Here is a 21,734-nt window from a genome sequence, read left to right as displayed (position 1 = left end):
TAATCGAGTGTCAGTCAATCAGATACTGAAAGAAAAATCCCCGCTAGGCGGGGATTTTTTTTATACTACAGGAGAGTTGGATTTTGAAGAGGGCTCATTGACATCAGGAGTAACCGGCTCCCAATTGATTTCCTCTACTCTTAAACGCTGTGGACCTTTCGCTTTATGGCGATTGCTGCCGTCTCCTCTAAGAAGCGCTGTCCTGACACTATCCACTTTTTTAAATCTTGAAACTCGTGTTTTAGGCTCAGCAACCGCATCTTTTTTGCTACTATGGAAAATACCCAGATCTTTTATGAATGAAAAGGACATTCGTTTTTTACCGTTTTCAGAAGGTTTAATCACAATCGTATCTGATGGCAGTTCTTTTTTAGTCTTTTTGGAGGATTTTACAGAAGACGATGAGAGCGAATCTTTGGTTAATTGTGAAGCATTGATCTCGTCATCCGTCTTTATTTTCATAGTATCAGAAGGTAATGAGTCTGATGAAGGAAGCGAGTCTTCTGTTTCATCCTTTTTAATTACCATAGTACCTGAAGGCAGGGATTCTGTTGGCAATACCGCTTGATCTGGTTTATCAGCTCTAATAACTACAGTACCTGAGGGCAATGAATTTGATTCTTCAGATGACTTTTTATTAAGAGATCTCGATAATTTTTTTAATGAAGTTGAGCTGGCTTGTTCTTCATCAGATTCATTACAAGACGAGCTTGACTGCTCTGATTCTTCAGCGTCTTGCGGCAGGATGTCATTTACGTGCGAATACAGAAACTCTTTAAATCGAGCGGCTTGCAATGTTCCTAAATGATCCAGTTCGTTTGGAGGTAGGAATTCTAAAAGTGGGAAGTGCATTTGAAACTCCTCCCCTTTAAGATCTTGTTTGATTTTTACTGTGGCAATATCCACATTTGAGGACCTGTCCACATTGTATATACCAAAAGTTAACCAATATAATGCTTTTCTATACCAGGGAGCTTTATCCCAGTCCTGTTTATATAATGCTGCCTCAAGAGATTGAGAACATTGTTTAAAATAGGTATGGCTGTATTCTCTATAGCATTTAACAGCAAGTTTTTCGGCCAGTCTGGTTAAACGAGTTTCTTTGGGGTCACTCTCGGATATTTTTTTAAATACTTCATTGGCGCGAAGTAAAAAATCCTTGTTATAAGTACTTGGCGTGAACAGGTTCATGAATGAACTTACAATGCCCTGCAAAAAACCTTTATTTTTTTTCTCATTCAGCAGCGCGTTGATTTCATCTATATCATTTTTTATGCCCAGTTGTTCAGAAGGAAATGCTTTTTCCACCTTGTTATAGAAATTTTCCGGGTTCATATTACGATAGACAATCAGGGATTTAAATTGATCGATCGTCATGCGTTTCTGAGGGTCAGTACGCGTTAATTCTTGTATCAGAAGTGATAAATTAATGATCGAGTTTGGTGGTGAGACAAAATAGGATGCGGCACTTTGATCGGTATTTCTGAAATCATCAGGTAATTCATCCAATTGAGTCAACAACAGGAATTCTTTTAATATCATGCCCACTTGAAAGGCCATAAAACTAGGCATATCCAATACGGTAGTTTTCGCTTTTTCATTGAAATCGATACCAAAAACATCAAAATGAAGGCAATCATTGTATTCATCGGGTGCAAAATTCGGACTACTGCGTACTGTATTGACTAAAGGATGTGCATCTTCAATCAATGTCTTTCTGTCGCTGATTAATAAACGGTTGTTATGGGCAAGAAAATTGGAGAGTTTAATGTCTGGGTGATAGGCCTTGGCATCGATTAACAAAGAGCAAAAGTGGGTCACTTGATCAAAATAATACGCAGCGATGGCGGCTATTTGCTTGGCAGGTTTGTCGTGTAACCTTTTTGCTACTTCAGTTAAATTGCCCTGATTCGCAAACTGACTTAATGCTACAGGTCTGTATTCAATTGGTGATAATTTATTTTTAAATGTTTTTCTGAACAGGACATAATCTTCGATAAAATATATTGATACTGGATGAGAATGAAGTCGTTGTTCCAAGCCCAGATCGGAACGATCTTCGACACGAAATATCATCATCTCATCCCAGCCACTCATTTTAAATCTAAAGTTTGCATTATTACCACCAGATCCAAGTGGTTCTGTTTTATAGGTGACTCTGAATGGAACAGGTTCTGAAAAGCTTGTATTTCCTTTAATGGCTTGAATTTTGGATTCTACCATTTCCGAGATAATCAGTTGTTTCTGTACTTTTGTTTTGATTTTATGTTCGGTGAGAGCGAGATGAGCGAGTTTAAGAGATAGGGCCATGAATTCATCACCCGATTCTTCAAACGTTTTATTAAGCAAAATTTCATCACGATTTTGCATTAAGGCGTATTCACTGTTGGGTTGATACTCTTTATCTTTGTCGATTAACGCTTCATCAACCGGTTCTTTTTTTGAAAATGAGGTAACGGCCTGAGCAAATTGTATCCCTTTTAAAAAGAACGATGCATGAGGATTGATGTGATATGCCTTAAGATGCCCCAGAAAACTGTTTTGTTCTGAATTAGTCATCCAGTCGTATAATTCTGCGTTCGGTGTGAGGGTGTTCAATAAATAATTAATTTTTTGTAAATAAAAGAGTCGTTGAATGTGTTCACTTTCAGGTATTGTATTAAACGTATTAACTAAATTAAATAATGGTTGAAAGGATTCTGGGGCGGCTAACATCGGCATATCTGACTCCGGGTAAAAAAATAGAGCAAAAATTAAATCAATAAGATTTAGAATAAAAAATTTGAACAAAATTAGCACATAATGGCTTTTTATGCAAGCCTAATTTATGGGCAACAAGAAATATATTGTCACTAAACGCCTTTTTATTTCACTTTGAAGTTTTGGGTTCTTAACGAAGTTTCAAAGCGAACATGGGTTATTAAATTTAATAGTTATCAGTCTGGAGACTATCTTCAACGGGGTGATTTATGATTTAATACCTTACATTTATTAACATCAATTGAAGGGTTTGTTATGACTTTTGTAGTTACAGAAAGTTGTATTAAGTGTAAATATACTGATTGCGTCGAAGTATGTCCGGTTGATTGTTTTTATGAAGGACCTAATTTTTTGGTGATTCATCCCGAAGAATGTATCGACTGTGCGCTTTGTGAACCTGAATGCCCGGTTAATGCCATCGTTTCTGAGGATGATTTGACTGATGGGCAACAGCAATTTAAAGAGTTGAATGCAGAGCTGTCCAAAACCTGGCCTAATATTACAGCCAAGAAAGATGGACCAGCAGACGCAAAAGATTGGGAAGATGTTAAGGATAAACTTCAATATTTGCAGAAAGAGTGGAAGAAATAACATCACTCGCTGAATCCTGTCGGCGAATTCTTAGTGAGAAAGGGCGGCTTTCTACAGCAATTCCTGGATTTGTTGCCCGAGCGCCTCAATCAGATTTGGCCGTAGCCATTGCCCAGGCAATCGCAAAACAATCGACTCTGGTCGCAGAGGCAGGAACTGGAACAGGTAAAACCTTTGCCTACCTTTTACCGTGTTTATTAAGTGGAAAAAAAGCGCTTATATCGACTGCGACCAAAACCTTACAAGATCAATTGTATCAAAAAGATTTGCCCACTCTGGTAAGAGCATTGGGTTTATCAGCACGTATTCAAAATTTAAAAGGCCGTGCTAATTACATATGCCAGCATCGAGTACAGTTGCATGCGGAAGAAGGACAATTTCAAAGCCCACAATGCGCGCATGAAGTGCTTCATATTAGAGACAAGCTTTCTCAAATGAGAGACGGGGAGCGATCAGAACTACCTGAGATCAATGAAGATTCACCCGTCTGGAATTATGTAACGTCCACTACAGATAATTGCCTTGGCGCGGAATGTCCCAATCATGAAACCTGTTTTTTAGTAAAGGCTCGTAAACGAGCAATGGATGCCGACATTGTTGTCATTAACCATCATTTATTTTTCGCGGATTCACGCTTGAAACAGGATGGATTTGGAGAATTATTACCTGGTGTAGATGTTATTGTTTTTGATGAGGCACACCAACTGGCTGAAATAGCGACCCATTTTAATGGTGAACGAATTGGTACACGTCAATTCTCCGATTTAGTTGATGATATTATCGGTGAATGGCCTGTTTTGGATTTAGCGAATCAACCGTTGAAAGCCCTACGCAACAGGTCGGATAAAGTGATGGATGAGCTGTTGAATTCGATTCCATTTCGTGAAGACAGAGTGAGCTGGGAAGAGGTGCACCGGAACAAGACATTTAGGCAAGTCTGGGATAGTTGGCTTGCGATAAAAGATGAACTGTTGGCCTGTTTAAATGATGAGCATGTTGCTGAGGTGCCTGGTCTTGCCCGATGTAAGGAGCGTTTGCTCGAATTGGATAGAACCTTACTTTCTTTTGCTCAGTCTGCACATGATAAAATTCGCTGGCTCGAACGTTTTAAACAGACTTTGGTTTTTCATGCCACTCCTTTTGATATTGCCGAAACCTTTAGTAATCTGCTTCGGCATCATCAATGTACGTATGTATTTACATCAGCGACTTTAACGATGGCTTCTTCGTTTGATTGTTTCTGTAAGCCTTTAGGCTTGGGCAATGCTCAAACACTATTATTACCCAGCCCATTTGATTTTCAGGAACAGGCATTGCTTTATTTGCCCAGGGGCTTACCTGATCCAAAGGATCCAGGGTACTATCAAGCGTTACTTGATCGTGCTTTGCCAGTAATAAAAGCCTGTGGTGGTCGATGTTTTTTCTTGTTTACAAGCCATAAAGCATTAAAATTAGTTGCCCAAATGCTGAGCAATACCTTAGACTACCCTCTATTGATTCAGGGATCAGAGGCAAAACCCATTTTACTAGAGCGATTTCGACAATTAGGTAATGCGGTATTATTAGGAACGGCAACGTTTTGGGAAGGGGTTGATGTCAAGGGGGAAGCGCTTTCCTGTGTTATTATTGATAAATTACCCTTTGCGAGTCCAGTTGATCCGGTTACTCGTGGTCGTATGGCTTATTTGAAAGACAGAGGATTATCCGGGTTTGATGAGCTGTCCCTGCCAAATGCTGTAATCGCTCTAAAACAGGGAGTCGGTCGCTTGATTCGAGACATCACTGATAAAGGGGTGCTGATGATTGCGGATCCGCGACTCACTTCGCGAGAATATGGTCGTCATATATTGGCCAGTTTACCTCAAATACCGCGGACACGTGATGAACGCAGAGTTTTAAATTTTATTGAAGAGTTGGCACTGGATTATGAAACTGTTAGCGATTGATACCTCCACTGAACTAGCCAGCGTGGCGGTTTTATCAGGCGAAGAGATAACGTGTGAAGAGCAGGGTAGTCAGCGAACTCATGCTCAATTATTATTGCCCATGATAAACCGTCAATTGGTTCAGGCCGGTTTGCAAATGAATCAATTGGATGGAATAATTTTCGGTTGTGGTCCTGGTAGTTTTACGGGTTTGCGCATAGCCTGTAGTATTGCCAAAGGATTAGCTTATGCCCATGATTTGGATTTAATACCGGTCAGCAGTTTGGCTGCAATTGCCTGGGCTGCTCGAGAACATCCTGATTGCGCCAGTTCTCCCATAGTAGCTGTGTTGGATGCGCGCATGCATGAGATGTATTGGGGTTTTTATCCAGCAGATCAATGGGAGGCAGATGAGCGGGTTAATCCAGCACAGGAGATTTCATTACCCGTAAATCAACCAGTAGTATTGGCTGGAGTTGGCATCGAGTTGTACTGGAATGATTTTTCAGATTTAATAAAATCTCAAATCAGCAGCCGGTTGAATTTGTTTCCAAATGCAGCGGCCATGATAAAATTAGTGCAACATACTGGTATTAACCCGGTCCCAGCTGCACAAGCTCAGCCTGTATATGTGCGAAATCAGGTAACTCAAGGAGATTCGCGTGGATAAAAAATTGTTGGAATTGTTGGTTTGTCCCTTATGTAAGGGCAAATTAATCGTAAAAAAACAGGAACTTATTTGTAGGTTCGATCGTCTGGCATTTCCGGTGCGTGATGACATCCCGGTTATGTTAGAGCATGAGGCACGAATTATTTCATTGGAAGAAAAAGACAAATTATGAGTACACCTTTTCATGTGATCATCCCTGCGCGATATCAATCATCCCGTTTTCCAGGAAAATTGCTGCAGGAGTTAAATGGTTTAACGGTTCTTGAGCGAGTGTACCGACAAGTTCTCCAGGCACAGGCAGAGTCGATTACAATCGCTACGGATGATGAGTCCATTGCCGAGCATGCGCGAGGATTTGGGGCGCCAGTGGTCATGACCCTGCCTTCTCATCAAACCGGTACTGACCGAATTGCGGAAGTTGTAGCAAAAGGTACTTATGCGGCTGATGATATTATCGTCAATGTACAGGGAGATGAGCCTTTTATTTCTCCTTTACTAATCCAACAAGTAGCTAAAGGATTAACTCATACCGATGCGCCAATGTCGACTTTGTGTTGGCCAATAACCAGCATGGACCTGTTAAAAAATCCAAATGTAGTTAAAGTAGTCCGCAATCGAGATAACCATGCGCTGTATTTTTCCAGAAGTATCATCCCTGCAAACAGAGAGGACAATTTGTCTATTGAACACACGTTTCGCCATATCGGTTTGTATGCTTATCGAGCCGCATTTTTACTGGATTTTGTTACCTGGCCAGTTTGCGAACTGGAACGACTGGAAGCCCTGGAGCAATTACGTGTTTTGTGGGCGGGTTATTCCATCAAGGTAGAACAAGCCTGTGTAGAACCTTTACAGGATATTAATACTCAAGAAGATTTAATTACAGCCCGTAACCTTTTAGCAGTACTTTCTGAAGAGTAATGCCTCATCAATAACCTATGAAATCTAATCCTCTTTAATGCAGGGAATTCTTCATTATTCTCATTGCATTTGATGGTGTTATGCAATAGCACTATAAGCACTGCTGTGCCGTTTAGATAGAACGCACTCAAGTCCAATCTTTATCATTTAAAAAAGCGTTATATGATTTTTAAATAATAGTTATTAATATTTTATATGAACATTTAATAATCAGTTAATCAATCCAGCTGTATCATTTTACATAAGGGTATAGATGAAAAACACCCTAAGTTTGAACACGGTTGATTGAATATTGAGGTGATTATTATGTTTACAGTTGAAAATAGCGCTCAAGGTAATTGCATGTATGAAGCGTACAGCATTTCATTGATGTATTTTTTACGTTCAAAAAATAATCCCCAAATCACTGAGACTGTATTCAATAAATTTGGTCTTACAGAAGATGAGAAAAGTGTATTAAATTCTCTGCTCACGGAAAATCGGGATCAAAAATTCTCCAGGGACACCATTACCGATATTATTGAGCCGGTTCTTGCTACTAAAGCAAGAGCATTAGGTGCTCGGCAAACACGAGAGGATTTCATTAATCGTCCGCGCACAACCGGATTGTATGCATCCGCAAAATACGGTTTGGAGTATTATTTTCGATTTACTCTTCGTGATCATCCTGAATCTCAATTTCTTTATAGTGATTTTACAGATGAAGATTATACAGAAGCCGAAATTTTCAAAGTAGCCAATATAAAAACCAGGATGCTGGAATTTGCACGAGATAAAAGCGAAGAAGTTCATGCACAATTTGAATCTGAGTGGGCTAAAATTAAAGACAGCACCGAATCCGAAGATGTTGCGTTCCGAAAAGAAATGATTTTAGATCAAATTCTTGCTGAAAAGACTGTAGAATTTTTTACAGAGAATGACTATCGTAATTTAGACGCTTACATCGCTCGCCTTGCTACTAATTATGTCTGGGGTACTGAAGAGACGCTGTTGACCATTAATAGGGCGGTGCAAGGAGAACATTTTGTACGTAACGACCGAGATGAAGTAGACACCTACTACGATACTGTAATTAATTTACAGATTCGTGTTAATGGGGCTGAGCCTGATTATAAACAAGCAGAACAACCTGATCTGATTCTTAATAACAGTTCAAATGTGCATTGGAATTCTTTAATACCTCAATATATCTTTGATCCGGTGCATCAAGTACAAATCATTGCTGATGAGCAGAAAGCGCGCGCACTTCAGGACGCATACGATGAGGAAAAGAAACTAATTCAGGCTGAGAAAGATGCGGAGCAACAAACTGCCTTCGATCGTCAAATCGCAGAGCAAATTGCAGCCGATGATTTGGCCGTTGCCGATATGATTAAGCACATGTTGGAACAAGACAGACAACTTGCTGAACAAATTCAAGCTGAAGAAATCAGGGCTAAAGAAGATCTCATTTTAGTGACTCAACAGGATGCGGATTTAACTTTGCAGATTTCTGAAGAAGAACAGCCACATCATGATCAAATGGATCCAGTTACTCAACAGGATGCGGATTTAGCTCAGCGAATTTCCGATGAAGAACAGCAGCATAATGATCAAATAGATCTATTGATTCAACAGGATGCGGATTTAGCTCAGCGAATTTCCAATGAAGAGGAGCCACATAATGATCTAATGGATCCAGTGCCTCAACAGGATGCGGATTTAGCTCTGCAAATTTTTGAAGAAGAGCAGCCGCATAATGATCAAAAGGATCCAATGACTCAACAGGATGCGGATTTAGCTCGGCGAATTTCCGATGAAGAACAGGAGCATAATGATCAAATGGATCTATTGATTCAACAGGATGCAGATTTCGCTCTGCAAGTGGCTTTTGGAGATGAAACTCCAGCGGCACAAGATGATCAGGTTGTTACAATAGATAGGACATCAGATAATAATAGTTCTTTACACGACGATGGGCAATTGGTGAATCCAGCAGATCCATCAGTTCAAAGTGCTAATCAATTTACTGTGCCAAGATCAATTGTTGCGAATTCATTACCTCTAAACAATCAATCTATACCAGTTACTATTGCGACTAATTTGAGCTATCAGGTAGCGAACAAAAAATTTGAATCGCTATTGAAAGAGTTTGTGAATAAAATTGCAGATCTGGATACTAGAGCAACTAATGCAGCCAAAGCAAGAAATTACACCGACGCAGCCTCATTAAGAAAAGCACAAAATGTTGCTCAAACTTTACTAGAGGATTTAGTAACAGCAAAATCTGATTATGATGCTCGTCCCACTCAAGACAATTACACAGTTTTTAAAAGTAAATGTGTTGAGAGCATCGAAAAATCAAAACCAGAGCTGGAACACCATAGAGGCTTGAAACAACTTTTGGGTAATATTGTACTTGCAGTACTAGGACTTGGAGTAGTTTATCTCGCTGCAGCAGCTATAAACAAAGCGATTACAGGTAACTTCATGTTCTTCAAAACTGAATCGGCAAAGATTGTGGATAAAATCAAGAATAATGTAGATGAGCTTGCACCGATTCAGCCAATTTCTGTTAAATAAGAATGCTCAAGGGATTTTTTACATTCTCTCTTTACAACTAACGGATTCTGAACACTCATTCAGAATCCGTTAGTTTTATTTGAAAAGCCTGATTGAGTAACGATAACTCATTTTTTACCTACCGAGATACGATGCTATTTGTGAGGATTTTGATTTCTGGTCAATATCCTTTTTCGCAAATACAAAATAAATGCAGGAATTAACATCATAATGATACCGAGAGAAAATATTTGGCGAAAATGTGCTGCTCCGCCAACATCCATGCTTTGTTCAGGAGGAATGAAGCCTACAAACAACGTAATGGCGCATCCGAATAATCCCAAAGCACAAACTAAATAATAACCCGGTTTACCTCCAGGTATGGCAAAAGGTCTTTTAAGATGCGCAAATTTACTTTTTAAATTCCAGGCAGCGATAAACATCAGGACGTACATCATAATGTATAACTCAGTGCTTAAATCTGTAAATAACCAATAGATGGCATTGACACTGGGAAACAATAAAAATCCGCTGCATAAAACAGTAACCAGAATTGCTTGTAATATTAATATTCGTGACGCGATTCCATGTTTATTCAGTTTGCACATAAATTGCGGTAAAAAATCCTGCTTCGCTGCCATGAGTAAGCCCTTGGCAGGGGAGATAATCCAGTTAATCATACTTCCAAGGCTGCCAAGCAGGAGAAGAAATACCAACACGGGCATTAGCCAGCTTAAATGATAAGCCTGAAAGAAATTATCAAATGCTCGCATGACTCCATCAACAAGGCTGATTTTTTCCTTGGGCAGGACAAAGGCTATAGCCAGAGAACCAAATATCATGGTGAACAGGATTAGCAGAACTGAAAAAAACATGGCGCGCGGGAAGTTTTTTTGCGGATCGCGAACATTTCTAACATGAACAGCGGCTAGTTCCATTCCCAGGAATGAGGTCATTATAGCGGTTAAAGATACCCATGACTGGCTGTCTTTCCACTGAGGCAGTAAATTGGGAAGGCTTAGATCGATAGCAATTGGATGGCCCTTGATTAACCAAATGAATGCCAGGAGAATAATGAAACCCATGGGGATTATCATCCCGACAATGGCACAGAATCCGGCAAATGTTGCTGACGTTCGTAAACCGGATAATCCAACCAAGGTTAATGACCAAAAAATAATTAAAATGACTGAAATGAGGTAATATTTGTTTTGGGCCAGTTCTGGATTGATTAGATAGGCTATTGTACCCGCGATAAAAGACAGTATCGTTGGATACCATACAAGAGTGTTAATCCATTGCAGCCAGATGGTAAAAAAAGCGACGTTCTCTCCAAAAGCATGTTTTACCCAGCTGTAAATACCGCCTTCCTCTTCAGACCAGGTTGATGACAATTCTGCAGAGACAAGGGCTACCGGAATCAAAAAGATTATTGCAGAAAAAATAAAGAAGAATATCAAGGTTGAACCAAATAAAGCAGTCCCAGGCAAATTTCTAATGCTGTCAATTGCTCCGGTTATAAGTAATACCAAAGCGAGCACCGATATTTTTTCAGAGGACCAGTTTTTCATTGATTTTTCGAGTTGATAAAAAGATATACATTATACAGTAACTTAGGACTTGAGGTGAACTTTTATTTTTACTAAATCTCTAATTATTGAGTTATTTTTTTTGGGGTGCCCGATATTATTTTTAATGAATTGAATCAGCAGATATTTACCAAATACTTTTTAAATTTCAATTGTTAACGAGATCTCATTAAAATGTCCTTCTCCCTCCGGGAGAAGGTGCTGTCAGGATCCGACCCGGTCACATCGGTAACACCGATGACCGGACACATAGGTAACAGTTAACATGCATTTCGTTATAATATCGGGTCTCGACCCATAGCCGTCATGCTAAAGAACAATTTTATCCCCTCTCCACTGCGCGTAGCGTGGGGGAGAGGGCAGGGTGAGGGGGATAAAAAATTTATCACGTCAGTGATTCCACTTTATTGTGAAAACAAAATTACTTTTATAAAAAATATAATCGGTTCGTTATGCTGCTTTAATTTTAACCCCCTCACCCTAACCCTCTCCCCCACGCTACGCGCGGTGGAGAGGGGATCCTATTTCCTTAGCCAGGCGGCTATGGGTCGCAACCCAACCTACACCTACTATCGAGATCTCACCATTATGTCCTTCTCCCTCCGGGAGAAGGTGCTGTCAGGATCCGACCCGGTCACATCGGTAACACCGATGACCGGACACATAGGTAACAGTTAACATGCATTTCGTTATAATATCGGGTCTCGACCCATAGCTAATCGGTTCGTTATGCTGCTTTAATTTTAACCCCCTCACCCTAACCCTCTCCCCCACGCTACGCGCGGTGGAGAGGGGATCCGATTTCCTTAGCCAGGCGGCTATGGGTCTCGACCCAATCTGCACTTACTATATAATGTCCTTCTCCCTCCGGGAGAAGGTGCCGTCAGGCGGATGAGGGGATCTTAAAACCATTAAAATTATCTATTTTTATATCCATCTTTACAGGAAGGGGATTTTAGAACAGGGGTAATTTTTTGATTCCATTCACTTTCTGTATACAAATGCATGCTTAAAGCATGTAATCCTTTGTCAAATTCTGCTTTTAATAAGTTATTGACCATTCTATGACGAGCTATTCGACTTAATTCATTAAAACGAGAAGAAACCACTGTCACTTTGAAATGTGTTTCAGCTCCTTCAGGCACATGATGATTTTTGGACTCATCTTCGACGGTCAAGAATATGGGCGATAGTTCCCCGGATAATTGGTGTTCTATATCTAATTTGCGCGACATGATTTACTCTGGTTCCAGGTATTTATTTTTTAATTATACCCAGTAATAATGTGTTGTCATAGTGCACTGACAATTTTGTCAAAATATGACACAAAATGTCAGTTTGTTATTAGTTTTAAACTGACCTTGTAATCAGTCCTTATAGTATAACGACACCTTTGTTTCGAAATATTTATACTATAGAAAAGCAGGGGCTGATTTAAGCTAAATATAAGAACTAATATGCCTCTATTTGCTGAATCATGTAAATTGGCATTATGTATGCATGAATATAAGAGTTAATTACCAACGGAGATGGCCATGAGACAAAGAGGTTTTACGCTGATTGAATTGATGATCGTAGTAGCTATTATCGGTATTCTAGCTGCTATTGCAATTCCAGCTTATCAAGATTATACCATTCGAGCACGTGTTACAGAGGGATTGGAACTGGCTTCTTCTGCAAAACTTGCTGTATCTGAAACAACCATTACTAATAATGCTTTGCCAGCAACACAGGCTGCGACAGGATATGTATCTCCTGCGGCAACACCTAATGTCGCTTCAATAGCTATAGCAGATAATACAGGGGCTATAACCATTACTTATACGGCTGCTGCTGGTGGCGGTACTATCGTTATGACTCCTACGCTTCAAGCAAATGGAGATGTGACCTGGGTTTGTACAGGTGGTACCTTGTTGGCTAAATACCGACCAGCCAGTTGCAGACCTTAATATCATCTATTGAAAGCCGCCCTCAGGGGCGGTTTTTATTTATCTGAAATTTATAGAACAGGATTTACAAACACTCCCAAAATCGAAGTAAGAGATATTTTTGTACTGTATCAATTATCTTGGAAATCTCATCATCTTGAACGCAGTGAAAGATCTCCAAACGCAAGCACTGTGCCGGTTTAAAGAGATATCTTAATTTGTTTGAAATAACCTGCCTGGAGTTGATTAATAATTCCTTTAAACGAATAGCTCTGGTTTGTTCGTAAGTACCGTAAATTAAAAAATTCAATCATTAAAACAAGTTGGCATTGAATATGCGTGGTATATATTAAATGCAAATCCAGAGATTAATATGGTAGCAAAAGGATTTACCTTGATTGAACTGATGATCGTTGTGGCCATAATCGGAATTTTGGCCGCACTTGCTATTCCTGCTTATCAGGATTATGTAATACGAGCACGAGTAGTAGAAGGATTAAATTTAGCTTATGCAGCCCAACTATCAGTTACAGAAACAACATTCTCGCAAAGTGCTTTTCCCGCCAATCAATTGGAAACAGGGTATATAACTCCTGCTCCAACAGCTAATGTGGCATCAATAACCATTGCAAATCAGGGATTAGTTACCATAACCTATACAGCACAAGCGGGTAATGGGACTATCGTCCTGACTCCCACATTGGATCCGGATAAAGCGATACATTGGGATTGTACTGGCGGGACTTTGGCTAATCGTTATCGTCCTGCATATTGTCGTCCGTGAATGAGACTTATAAATATCTTATAAACCCCAGTCCTTCTAATGAGTCAAAGTGTTATTATATGATAGTCTCATTTCAGTAACAGATTCGGAATTAATATGAATAGCACTACATCAGTTCTACAAGAGCAGCGAATTCTTAAAATATCCATAGCCGTAACGTTCCTGTTAGCAGTAGCCGGTGTTTTGTTTGGATTACTCTCAGGTTCATTGGCTATTGTATTTGATGGTATGTTCAATATGGTTGACACCGCCATGTCAATACTGGCTCTCTTGGTAGCCCGTCTTTTGACCAGTGAAGGGAGCCGCCGATTTCAATACGGCTATTGGCATGTAGAGCCTATGGTGCTGGTTTTTAATGGAAGTGTTCTTATCTTGCTCTGTGCTTATGCATTAGTTAATGCTATTGGCAGTTTGCTGTCGGGTGGACGAGAGTTAAATTTTGATTGGGCTTTTGTTTTTGCTTTATTGATGTCGGTATTATCGATTGTAATGTATGTGTACATTCGACAAAAGAATCTCAAATTGAACTCTGAGTTTTTGCGACTTGACACACAAAGCTGGTTAATCTCCGCAGCTATTTCTACTTCGCTTTTAGTTGCATTTGGTATTGCTGCGCTAATGGATGGCACTTCTTACGATCATCTGACTCCTTATATCGATCCGTTCATTTTGACGGTTTTGACTGCATGTTTGATATTTGTGCCCATGGCAGCGGTACGTGATGCAATGCGTGATATGTTTCTCATCGCTCCATTTGGTCTGGATGAAAAAGTCAGGGGATTTTTAGATGAACTGACAAAGCGGTATGGATTTAAAACCTATTCCAGCTATGTTGCCAAGATAGGGCGGGCGCAATTTATTGAAATTCATATTGTAGTGCCGAAAGGTTATCCCATATCAGGTATTGAAACTCTGGATGCAATTCGTCATGAAATAGTTGAAGTAATGGGCGGAAATGGTCCACAACTATGGCTCACTATCGCGTTTACAACAGACGAAAGCTGGATTTAGGTGCTTTAAAAGTCGATGTGACTGTCGTCATAAGTCCTGATAACCATGTAGCCCGTATTAGCGAAGCGTAATACGGGGAAACAGTGAAGTGCTACTTCGATCCCCGTATTACGCTTCGCTAATACGGGCTACATAAAATAACTATTCTTTAACGTAATGGCAGTGTTTGGGGCAGTATGAAGTAATCCCCTGGATGTTCAATATAATCCAGGGGATTGTCTATTTTGAAAGTGTTCTGTTTGAACTGATTAACGGGGATTCAATTTTTTTGCGACTAATTGATTTTTTAAACGAACGTAATCAGGCATGCCGTTAATGTAATTGGGGTAAGCCTCGCCTTGAATCAACGGAGACAGGTAACGTTTGCAGGCTGGGGTAATGCCCATGCCATCTTCTGAAATGTATTCGGCCGGCATCGCTTTTTCCTGATTGGCTACTTCTGCCAGTGCTACTTTACCTATGGACCACTGATAAGGCTCATCTTGCTCTCGAATAATCACAGGCATGATGGCATTATGGCCTTTAACGGCATATTCAACAGCTGCTTTGCCAAGAGCATAAGCTTGCTCTACATCCACTTGTGAGGCAATGTGGCGGGCTGCTCGTTGAAGATAATCCGCAACAGCCCAGTGGTATTTGAAACCCAGTTCCGATTTAACCAGCTGGGCTATCACAGGCGCAACACCACCCAGTTGTGCATGACCAAATGCATCTCGTAAGCCTGCATCACTTAAGAACTGGCCTTCTTTATTGCGAATCCCTTCTGAAACAACGATTACGCAATATCCGTAGGATTTAACACATTCAGAAACTTTGGCCAGGAATTGTTTAGGATCAAATGTGACTTCAGGTAACAGGATAATATGCGGTGGTTCTTCTGTACTTTGACTTGCAAGTCCACTGGCAGCGGCAATCCATCCTGCATGACGACCCATCACTTCCAGAATAAACACTTTTGTTGATGAAGCAGCCATTGACGCAACATCAAAGCCGGCTTCTTTGGTCGATATCGCCACATATTTGGCAACTGAACCGAATCCGGGACAGGCATCTGTAAAAGGCAGGTCATTATCCACTGTTTTGGGAATTCCAATACAGGTAATAGGGTAACCCATGGTTTCACCTAATTGAGAGACTTTATGCGCTGTATCTTGGGAATCACCGCCGCCATTGTAGAAAAAATATCCGATATTATGAGCCTTGAATACTTCAATCAATCGTTTGTATTCGTCATTATTGTTATTTAATTTATACCGGCAGGAACCAAATGCACCGGAGGGTGTTTGCATTAGTTTTGCAATATCCGCATCGCTTTCTAGTGAGGTATCAATGAGTTCTTCATTCAACGCCCCAATAATTCCATTTTTTGCTGCATAAACGGTACCGATGTGTTGTGGGTATAACTTTGCAGTCTGGATAACGCCACAGGCTGATGCGTTGATTACGGCAGTTACGCCACCCGATTGAGCATATATTGCATTTTTAACAACCATTTTATCTCCATCAATTTATTGGAATTATTGAGTTTTATTGTGAGTATTGATTTTCATATTCATTAAGTACGGCATCAATGCTTTGGATTAATTCAGCAAAAGCCCCAGCTAATTCTTCGATTTTTGCCGCGCGTGTAGCCAGTTTCTCTAATTGCATCACTTTCTTCTGCAAGACAGGAACACCACAAAAGCAACAGGCGCCATGTAATTTGTGAGCCGTCTCACCCAGTCCCTTGATGTCTTTTTTATGCATTAACTGGATAAACTCTTCACGATTTTTATACAGTTCTTCTATGAACTTTGCTAAAAATTCTTCAGCGAGCTCCTGATTACCTGAAACCTTCTGTACACACAATTGCCAGTCAATCGCCGAGTGTTTTGCTTTATCAACAATACGAAGAATCTGCATTAATAATTGTTTTTCATCAATTGGTTTTTGCAGACAAAAATCCACACCGGATTTTTTTAAATCTACTGTACTGATATCACTGCTGTTAGCACTGATGAGTACTATAGGTGTGTGTTTGTTAAGTAATGAGTTTTGGCGAATCATCCGTGCCGCTTCCAGCCCATTCAGTTTGGGCATTTGCAGATCGAGCAGGATAATATTGAATTTTTTGTCTTCACAGGCGGTTACAGCCATGGCGCCATCATCTACAGCGGTAACATGAGTGTTCTCATTTAATAATGAATTCAGGAGCATTTTATTGACTGGATTATCTTCTGCAATTAATAACTCAGGGTGCAAGAAACGCAATTGTTCTCGTAAGCCGTCTAGCTCATGGTTAATTGCTTTGTCAGTTGCGTTCTTATTGTTCAGAGATTCAATGAGATCCTGCAGTTTTTGTATGCTGATGGGTTTATATAAAAATCCATGAGCGCCAAGTGCCGCATAATCAGATATCGGCCATTTGGAGATCAGTACATAGGGCAGGTGCGGGTGCTGTTGTATCAGTTCAGCTACCTGGTGTTCGCAACCCTGATTGACATTAATAAACGCTATTCTACAGTCTTTATTTTTAACCAGAGCTTTAGCCAGTTTGTTAAACGAGTTAATGGAGACACATTCAATGCCCCAATAACCCAGTCCATTGCATAAGGCTTCCAAATGTAAAGGATTATCATCAAAACACAGAATTTTTAAATGAGCGAAGCGATGCGTCTGGTTTTTTTCAATTTCATAGGCCAGGAGCTTTTCAACCTTTATCCGTGCTGTAAAGGTAGAGCCTTTATTTAATTCACTGGTGAGGCTGATACGGCCATGCATTTCTTCACAGAGCTTTTTACAGATAACCAGGCCTAATCCTGACCCACCATAACGTCGGGTGATGCTGGTATCGGCCTGATTGAAAGCCGTAAACAGTTTGTTTTGATCTTCGGGCGAAATGCCTATTCCTGTGTCGGTGATGGTAAACAACAAGGTATAGTCTTTCTCTGTTTCGAGGTCTATTTTCGTTCGTATCAAGACATAGCCGTGATCCGTAAATTTAACCGCGTTGGTTACAAGATTACTGATAATCTGTTTGATTCTGAACGGATCGCCCAGAATGGTTTTAGGGACCTGTATATCGGTGATGGGGATTAAATCAATTCCTTTCTTGTGAGCGTTGGGGCTGGCAAGAGCAAGTACTTCGTCGATGCAGGCACGGATGTCAACGGGGATGCAATCAAGATGTAATTTACCGGCATCAATTTTGGAAAAATCAAGAATATCATTAATAATACCGAGTAAATCCTGGGCAGAAGATTTGATGGTTTTTACGTAATCCAGCTGCAATGGATCCAGTTTACTCTCCAGCAATACATTGGTAAAACCGATAACTCCGTTCATTGGTGTGCGAATTTCATGACTCATGTTCGCGATGAACTCTGATTTTTGTCGGCTTTTCTCTTCTGTTTTTTTCTTTTCGAGCGACAATTCGATGTTTTTCTCTTCCAGCAACTCAAGACTTTGTTGTAAATCTTCTGTGGCTACTTCAATGTGTTGATTCAGATCCCGTATGGTATTTAAATACTGTTTCTGTAAATGCGCGCATCCTTTTTCGATAGTACCTAATTCGCCCTGGCTGCCGACTTTTATTTCTGTTTCAAATTCATTACTTAAAATTTGTTTCATACTGCGGCGTAATCGGGAAATAGGCAGGTAGATCCGTTTTGACAAGAAATAATGAATGGTCAAACCCATCAGTAAGCCAAAGAGCGTAATAAAAATAGTCACTATAAGCATTTGATAGCGTTTGATCAGCATGGATTGAGTATCAATATCAATGGATAACCAACCCAGAATATCGTCTGCCTGGAACGCTACCGGGCTTGGGATGTTTTTGAACAGGGTGCTGTTGGAGTATAAGTTGAATTTGGGAATGGTAATTGGTGCGATAAAATTAATGGTAAAGGGGTTAATTTGCTTGCTTTCAATGTAATCCCCTGTGAAATCCGGCGGATTAAATGGTTTATGTATGGAATGTTTTCCGCCACGATAGGCCAGTAGCTGTCCACTGGCATTGTAAAAGGCAAGTGCTTTTACTTCCGGGTTAATTGTTGAGGCATTAATTAGTCCTTGCAGAGTACGGTCATCATTACGAAGTAAGGCAAATTGAGCCGCAGGGAGTAACTGGCGAATGTAGGCCTCACCTAATCGGGACATATGTTGGTTTAAGTCCTTCCCGAATTGGCCATTGTAAAAGACAGCAAACAGCAAGGCGACCAGGAATGCGGGAATCAGTGTGGTGATTCTTAGTTGATATTTAATACCAATACTTTTCAAGATAACTCCCGTTTATACTGAATTGAGCGGTTGAATCTTTGCGTTGATGGTAAAGTCGGCTATTATAGCCCGATTGTTTTATTCCTTACAACGGATGATATTATGACTGTTAGAACCCGATTTGCTCCAAGCCCTACTGGATTTTTACATGTGGGAGGAGTAAGAACAGCTTTATTTTCCTGGTTATATGCCAAACGTCATCATGGGCAGTTTATTCTAAGAATAGAGGATACTGATAGAGAGAGATCTACAAAAGAATCGGTGCAGGCAATTTTAGATGGTATGTCCTGGTTGGGTATGGACTGTGATGAGGGTCCTTTTTTTCAGACTGATCGCTATGCCCGATATAATGAAGTAGCGCAGCAATTTTTGGATGAAGGCAAGGCTTATCGATGTGTCTGCAGTAAAGAGCGACTGGAATCCCTTCGTGAATCACAATTGGCTGCCAAATTAAAGCCTCGGTATGATGGACATTGCCGCGATAAAAATCTGCCGTTGTCTGATACTCCTTACGTCATTCGCTTTAAAAATCCTGATAGCGGTACCGTATCCTTTAAAGATGAAGTGTACGGCGATATCCATGTAGATAATAATGAATTGGATGATTTAATTTTAGTTCGATCAGATGGACATCCAACGTACAACTTTGCTGTAGTTATTGATGATTTGGATATGAACATTACTCATGTCATTCGTGGTGATGATCATATTAATAACACGCCAAGACAAATTAACTTATTCAAGGCTTTGAATGCCCCGATTCCAATTTTTGCACATTTGCCTATGATTTTGGGAGAGGATGGCAAGCGTTTATCCAAACGACATGGCGCAGTAGGGGTTATGCAGTTTAAAGAGCTGGGGATTTTACCGCATGCCCTGTTAAATTATCTGGTTCGCCTGGGCTGGTCTAATGGCGATCAGGAAATCTTCAGTGTTGAGGAAATGATATCCAGTTTTGACTTGAAAAATGTGAGCAGGGGTGTATCCAGCTTTAACTACGATAAATTGTATTGGTTGAATCAACATTATCAAAAAAGTGATGATCCCGATTCTGTCGCAAAAGCTTTAAGCTGGCATTTTGAACAAGCGGGTGTAGATATCAGTAAGGGACCGCAGCTTAAGGATTTGGTCGTTACTCAGGCTGAACGATGCAAATCATTGGCTGAAATGTGTGAAATGAGTCTTTATTTTTATTCAGACTCTATTGAATACGATGAGGATGCAGTTAAAAAGCATCTGCGTCCTGTCATTCTGGAGCCTTTAGCTGCACTTTATGAACGGTTGAAAGTATTGGGTGATTGGCAAAAAGATCATCTTCAGGAATGCATTAATGACATTAGTGCGCAATTTGATATTAATATGGGAAAAATTGCTCAACCATTGCGGGTAGCTGTTACCGGAACGAGTATGTCTCCTTCCATAGATATGACACTGACTTTATTAGGTAAACAACGAGTGTTAAGCCGTCTGGAATGCGCACTTGAAAAAATCCGGTTAAGAGCCAGCGCACAATAATATTTCATGTTGATCCGGGATTGAGGCGAGCTTTTGCCTGGATCTCGGAACTATTATCAGACTCAGATAAAAATTATGAATTACTTCAAATGCTTGTAGTAACTTTGGATCAATTCACGCTAATATAAATGTCCCTTTAAGTACTTTTTACTGAATACCGGATAATAAATCATGAAGATTAAAACGAGTATTTATAGTCTTACCCTGGCCGTTTCATTAATTTCTACAACAAGCTACGCTGATTCGAATTCTGCAGATTCAGAATTAAAAAAACAGATGCAGACTGTAGTGACGGATTATTATAAAAAATACAGTGACAAAGAATTGTTCACCGCAATGGCTGCTTCAGTGCTTATTCCTCACAATAAACAGACAGACATTAAAAATACAATTACTGTAGTTAAAGGAACAATGGGCTTCCCTCCATTCAATCAAGAAATCACAACCAATAACTTATTTGATATTGGCAGTATTACCAAATCATTTACTTCTTTAATATTATTGCAATTACAGACAGAAGGTGTGCTGTCATTAGATGATACTTTAGGTAAATGGCTGCCTCAGTATCCCAATTGGAAAGAAGTTACTTTACGTCAATTGTTGGATATGACCAGCGGTATACCTAATTATTCGGAAGACCCGGTTTTTGATAAAAAACTCAATAGCGATCTGAGTCACGTTTGGACTGATGAAGAGCTTCTGACCTATGCTCACCCTGAAGAGGCACTCAAGGTGAATAAAAACAATCGTTATGAATATTGTAATTCCAATTATATTCTCGCCGCGCTTGTTATTGAAAAGGCCACTCATGATACTTATGAAAATCAATTAAAAAAACGAATAATTAACGCTAAAAACGATTTGGATGATGCATTTTATCCGGCTGGACCCAATGGGGTCGAAGTGGGCAATGCCATAAAAAATCGACGGGTACATGGTTATTTTTATGATAAAACCACTAAAAAATCAGTTGATACAATCAACAATGATTTATCCTGGGCTTCATCAGCAGGGGCTATTGTCGCGAATACTGAAGATGTCGTGAAATGGGTTCAATTGCTCTATCACGGCACCTTGATTAATCCTGATTATCGGGAAAAAATACTGACTGAACTGGAATCTGTAGTTTCTACCAAGACAGGAAGACATATTGATACGGTCACGGCTGAAGATCCCATGGGATTTGGATTGGGTGTAGCTTATCGTTACGATAATGACCTCAAACAACGCTTTTGGTTC

16 protein-coding genes are annotated in these 21,734 nt (G+C 40.1%); 11 read left to right on the top strand and 5 right to left on the bottom strand.

What is annotated here, in order from left to right; genetic code table 11:
- Positions 1–60: 60 nt before the first annotated feature.
- Positions 61–2,721, bottom strand: coding sequence for a hypothetical protein (locus IZU94_RS05460; RefSeq protein WP_203108760.1), 2,661 nt, complete (start codon positions 2,719–2,721; stop codon positions 61–63).
- A gap of 294 nt (positions 2,722–3,015) precedes the next feature.
- On the opposite strand from IZU94_RS05460, the gene fdxA reads away from it, so the two are divergent.
- From fdxA to IZU94_RS05430, 6 genes are all read left to right on the top strand, one after another.
- Entirely contained in the window at positions 3,016–3,351 is a 336-nt protein-coding gene (fdxA, locus tag IZU94_RS05455; RefSeq protein ID WP_203108759.1) for a ferredoxin FdxA, read from the top strand.
- A complete protein-coding gene (gene yoaA, locus IZU94_RS05450) occupies positions 3,339–5,297 on the top strand; it encodes a DNA repair helicase YoaA (RefSeq protein ID WP_203108757.1) in 1,959 nt (652 codons plus the stop codon). The genes fdxA and yoaA overlap by 13 nt, the downstream gene beginning before the upstream one ends.
- Positions 5,278–5,946 carry a tRNA (adenosine(37)-N6)-threonylcarbamoyltransferase complex dimerization subunit type 1 TsaB gene (gene tsaB / locus IZU94_RS05445; protein WP_203108755.1) on the top strand — a complete coding sequence of 223 codons (669 nt, stop codon included), beginning with the start codon at positions 5,278–5,280 and terminating at the stop codon, positions 5,944–5,946. Before yoaA ends, tsaB begins: the two co-directional genes overlap by 20 nt.
- Positions 5,939–6,118: a Trm112 family protein gene (locus IZU94_RS05440; protein WP_203108753.1), complete on the top strand. Its 180-nt coding sequence runs from the start codon at positions 5,939–5,941 to the stop codon at positions 6,116–6,118. Before tsaB ends, IZU94_RS05440 begins: the two co-directional genes overlap by 8 nt.
- Positions 6,115–6,867, top strand: coding sequence for a 3-deoxy-manno-octulosonate cytidylyltransferase (gene kdsB / locus IZU94_RS05435; RefSeq protein ID WP_203108751.1), 753 nt, complete (start codon positions 6,115–6,117; stop codon positions 6,865–6,867). The genes IZU94_RS05440 and kdsB overlap by 4 nt, the downstream gene beginning before the upstream one ends.
- A 306-nt stretch (positions 6,868–7,173) precedes the next feature.
- Positions 7,174–9,429 carry a hypothetical protein gene (locus IZU94_RS05430; RefSeq protein WP_203108749.1) on the top strand — a complete coding sequence of 752 codons (2,256 nt, stop codon included), beginning with the start codon at positions 7,174–7,176 and terminating at the stop codon, positions 9,427–9,429.
- Positions 9,430–9,563: 134 nt separating this feature from the next.
- Here IZU94_RS05430 and IZU94_RS05425 read toward each other — a convergent pair whose 3' ends face one another.
- Positions 9,564–10,979 carry an APC family permease gene (locus tag IZU94_RS05425; RefSeq protein ID WP_203108747.1) on the bottom strand — a complete coding sequence of 472 codons (1,416 nt, stop codon included), beginning with the start codon at positions 10,977–10,979 and terminating at the stop codon, positions 9,564–9,566.
- Between the two features lie 935 nt (positions 10,980–11,914).
- Entirely contained in the window at positions 11,915–12,232 is a 318-nt protein-coding gene (locus tag IZU94_RS05420) for a BolA family protein (protein ID WP_203108745.1), read from the bottom strand.
- Between the two features lie 300 nt (positions 12,233–12,532).
- Between IZU94_RS05420 and IZU94_RS05415 the strand changes: the two genes are divergently transcribed.
- The 3 genes from IZU94_RS05415 (at position 12,533) to IZU94_RS05405 (ending at position 14,720) form a co-directional block, all read left to right on the top strand.
- Positions 12,533–12,946 (top strand): pilin, encoded by a 414-nt coding sequence (locus IZU94_RS05415; RefSeq protein ID WP_203108743.1) that lies wholly within the window; start codon positions 12,533–12,535, stop codon positions 12,944–12,946.
- A gap of 352 nt (positions 12,947–13,298) precedes the next feature.
- Positions 13,299–13,709 carry a pilin gene (locus tag IZU94_RS05410; RefSeq protein WP_203108741.1) on the top strand — a complete coding sequence of 137 codons (411 nt, stop codon included), beginning with the start codon at positions 13,299–13,301 and terminating at the stop codon, positions 13,707–13,709.
- Between the two features lie 96 nt (positions 13,710–13,805).
- On the top strand, positions 13,806–14,720 hold the full coding sequence (locus IZU94_RS05405; RefSeq protein WP_203108738.1) for a cation diffusion facilitator family transporter: 915 nt from the start codon (positions 13,806–13,808) through the stop codon (positions 14,718–14,720).
- A gap of 248 nt (positions 14,721–14,968) precedes the next feature.
- Here the strand turns inward: IZU94_RS05405 and IZU94_RS05400 are convergent, their stop codons facing one another.
- Together IZU94_RS05400 and letS are read right to left on the bottom strand one after the other, a co-directional pair.
- Positions 14,969–16,213, bottom strand: coding sequence for a 6-phosphofructokinase (locus IZU94_RS05400; protein ID WP_203108736.1), 1,245 nt, complete (start codon positions 16,211–16,213; stop codon positions 14,969–14,971).
- Positions 16,214–16,247: 34 nt separating this feature from the next.
- The gene (gene letS / locus IZU94_RS05395; protein ID WP_203109536.1) at positions 16,248–18,983 is read right to left on the bottom strand and encodes a two-component system sensor histidine kinase LetS; all 2,736 of its coding nucleotides are present in this window, start codon (positions 18,981–18,983) and stop codon (positions 16,248–16,250) included.
- A gap of 99 nt (positions 18,984–19,082) precedes the next feature.
- On the opposite strand from letS, the gene gltX reads away from it, so the two are divergent.
- Together gltX and IZU94_RS05385 are read left to right on the top strand one after the other, a co-directional pair.
- A complete protein-coding gene (gltX, locus tag IZU94_RS05390; protein WP_203108734.1) occupies positions 19,083–20,495 on the top strand; it encodes a glutamate--tRNA ligase in 1,413 nt (470 codons plus the stop codon).
- A gap of 171 nt (positions 20,496–20,666) precedes the next feature.
- Positions 20,667–21,734: serine hydrolase domain-containing protein (locus IZU94_RS05385; protein WP_203108732.1), on the top strand; the 1,068-nt coding region annotated here is incomplete at its 3' end.

It is taken from the genome of Legionella bononiensis, assembly GCF_016786215.1.
GTDB classification, from domain to species: Bacteria; Pseudomonadota; Gammaproteobacteria; order Legionellales; family Legionellaceae; genus Legionella; species Legionella bononiensis.
Note: the sequence above shows the minus strand (reverse complement) of the source record. Positions and strands in the feature narration are given on the sequence as shown.

What these genes read in the sequence shown, in the direction of transcription:
- IZU94_RS05400 (WP_203108736.1), bottom strand. Translation starts at nt 16,213, where the DNA reads ATGGTTGTTAAAAATGCAATATATGCTCAATCGGGTGGCGTAACTGCC.
- IZU94_RS05410 (WP_203108741.1), top strand. Translation starts at nt 13,299, where the DNA reads ATGGTAGCAAAAGGATTTACCTTGATTGAACTGATGATCGTTGTGGCC.
- IZU94_RS05405 (WP_203108738.1), top strand. Translation starts at nt 13,806, where the DNA reads ATGAATAGCACTACATCAGTTCTACAAGAGCAGCGAATTCTTAAAATA.
- IZU94_RS05430 (WP_203108749.1), top strand. Translation starts at nt 7,174, where the DNA reads ATGTTTACAGTTGAAAATAGCGCTCAAGGTAATTGCATGTATGAAGCG.
- IZU94_RS05420 (WP_203108745.1), bottom strand. Translation starts at nt 12,232, where the DNA reads ATGTCGCGCAAATTAGATATAGAACACCAATTATCCGGGGAACTATCG.
- IZU94_RS05415 (WP_203108743.1), top strand. Translation starts at nt 12,533, where the DNA reads ATGAGACAAAGAGGTTTTACGCTGATTGAATTGATGATCGTAGTAGCT.
- kdsB (WP_203108751.1), top strand. Translation starts at nt 6,115, where the DNA reads ATGAGTACACCTTTTCATGTGATCATCCCTGCGCGATATCAATCATCC.
- gltX (WP_203108734.1), top strand. Translation starts at nt 19,083, where the DNA reads ATGACTGTTAGAACCCGATTTGCTCCAAGCCCTACTGGATTTTTACAT.
- IZU94_RS05425 (WP_203108747.1), bottom strand. Translation starts at nt 10,979, where the DNA reads ATGAAAAACTGGTCCTCTGAAAAAATATCGGTGCTCGCTTTGGTATTA.
- IZU94_RS05460 (WP_203108760.1), bottom strand. Translation starts at nt 2,721, where the DNA reads ATGCCGATGTTAGCCGCCCCAGAATCCTTTCAACCATTATTTAATTTA.
- fdxA (WP_203108759.1), top strand. Translation starts at nt 3,016, where the DNA reads ATGACTTTTGTAGTTACAGAAAGTTGTATTAAGTGTAAATATACTGAT.
- tsaB (WP_203108755.1), top strand. Translation starts at nt 5,278, where the DNA reads ATGAAACTGTTAGCGATTGATACCTCCACTGAACTAGCCAGCGTGGCG.